This is a genomic window from Herbaspirillum lusitanum (assembly GCF_046025995.1).
Classification (GTDB): domain Bacteria; phylum Pseudomonadota; class Gammaproteobacteria; order Burkholderiales; family Burkholderiaceae_D; genus Herbaspirillum; species Herbaspirillum lusitanum_A.
This window is the reverse complement of sequence record NZ_JAQQFM010000038.1, coordinates 1-334: the sequence shown is the minus strand read 5'-3', so window position 1 is coordinate 334 and position 334 is coordinate 1. Positions and strand designations below refer to the sequence as shown.

General features: G+C 60.2%; 1 pseudogene. It reads right to left on the bottom strand.

The features are described from left to right. Nucleotides 1–334, bottom strand: a pseudogene (locus PQR62_RS25595) (electron transfer flavoprotein-ubiquinone oxidoreductase); the annotation flags it as partial.

Below are 334 nucleotides of genomic sequence, written 5' to 3'. Positions count from 1 at the left end.
GGCGCCGCCCGGGAACACCAGTTTCGGCAGCGATTGCAAACCGCCGGCCGCAATCGCGCGCGCGCCATAGGCCAGACGCTTGCCGCCTTCAAAGAATTTGCGAATCTCGGGATGGGTCTTGTAGCGCTGGAATTCTTCGTAAGGCGAGAGGTAGGGATTCTCATAGCCCAGGCCGACCACGTAACCCACCGCCACCTGATTATTCTCCAGGTGATACAGGAAGGAGCCGCCGTAAGTCTTGCCATCCAGCGGCCAGCCGGCGGTGTGCACCACCAGGCCAGGCTGATGCATCTTGGGATCGATTTCCCAGATTTCCTTGATGCCGAGGCCGTAA